Below are 1,119 nucleotides of genomic sequence, written 5' to 3'. Positions count from 1 at the left end.
CCCTACTATGGTATACGTGTAACAGAACCGCTGTCAGCCAAGAAATAGGGCGATCGCTCTGTCTAACGGTTAGGCGATCGCTGATTTAAATTATCAAAGCTCAGGATGTGTAACTGATTCAGAAGTAAGTAAATAGGACGATCGCTCTGTCTACTGAAGGCGATCGCTCTTTAACTTTGTAGGGACGTTGCATAACAAAAATGCGTTTTCCTCACGGAATGCTTCGCAAACATGTCGCGGAGCAAAACGTCCCTACTATGGCATACCGTGCCACAAAAGCTCTGTCATCCCAGAAATCAGGCGATCGCACTCTTGTTAGAGAGAGCGATCGCTTGCCATGTAGGCGAATGCCATTCGCTTGTAACACCAACTCCTGATTTGGTAACTTTTTAGACGCTCGAAGATGTGAGCTAATTCTGAAACAAGGTTAAAGAGCGATCGCTAGTTAGATTATTACGGCGCTTTTCAGAACAAAAATATGAGTATCCAAAACAATCATAAAACTTCTTCAGAACTATTCTCCAGATCCCAGTCTTCTAGAAGATAGCTGACTCTTCAGGATCGGCATAGTATGCGTAGGGCTGCTTGTTGGCCTAATATAGGATATTCCTTTTTGAATTCACCAATAGTGACAATTCCAGAAAGCTCCTCTATGAATAGCTTCATTTAAGATTTCTGAAGCAAGCTCCTCTACAGAAATTCGTTTTTCCGCTGCCGCTTTGATCAAAATTTCTTGAGACTTTTGACTAATATTGACATTCGTTACAATCATATAAAATACATTTTCAACATTCAAACTTAACGTAATACTTCAGAATAATAAATACTCTTCTCAATCAAACTCAGGTGCCGACACCTCTATCACAGATAATTTCCACTCGGGAAGCAATTCTGGCACTTCCAGTACATCGCAGGTTCTTGTCCTACAAATAAGACTCGTTTACCTTGGCTAGCGTATCGTTTGGCAGTGGCAAATGCAATAGTTGTTTTACCCGTACCACCTTTACCCAAAAATGTATAAGTAATGGTCATTTCAGTTATCAGTTATCAGTTAACAGTACCTCCGGCTTAAGCCTTATGCTTGAAATACTGAAGTTTCTTTTTTTGTCCCTTACTCAA

1 protein-coding gene and 1 pseudogene are annotated in these 1,119 nt (G+C 40.6%); both read right to left on the bottom strand.

What is annotated here, in order from left to right; translation table 11 throughout:
• Window positions 1-619: 619 nt before the first annotated feature.
• On the bottom strand, window positions 620-772 hold the full coding sequence (locus F6K40_RS40440) for a hypothetical protein (RefSeq protein ID WP_293146040.1): 153 nt from the start codon (window positions 770-772) through the stop codon (window positions 620-622).
• Between the two features lie 143 nt (window positions 773-915).
• Window positions 916-1,032: pseudogene (locus F6K40_RS40435) on the bottom strand (ArsA-related P-loop ATPase); the annotation flags it as partial.
• Between the last annotated feature and the right edge of the window lie 87 nt (window positions 1,033-1,119).

The organism is Okeania sp. SIO3I5 (assembly GCF_010672085.1).
Taxonomy (GTDB): domain Bacteria; phylum Cyanobacteriota; class Cyanobacteriia; order Cyanobacteriales; family Microcoleaceae; genus Trichodesmium.
This window is presented reverse-complemented; position numbering and strand designations above follow the sequence as displayed.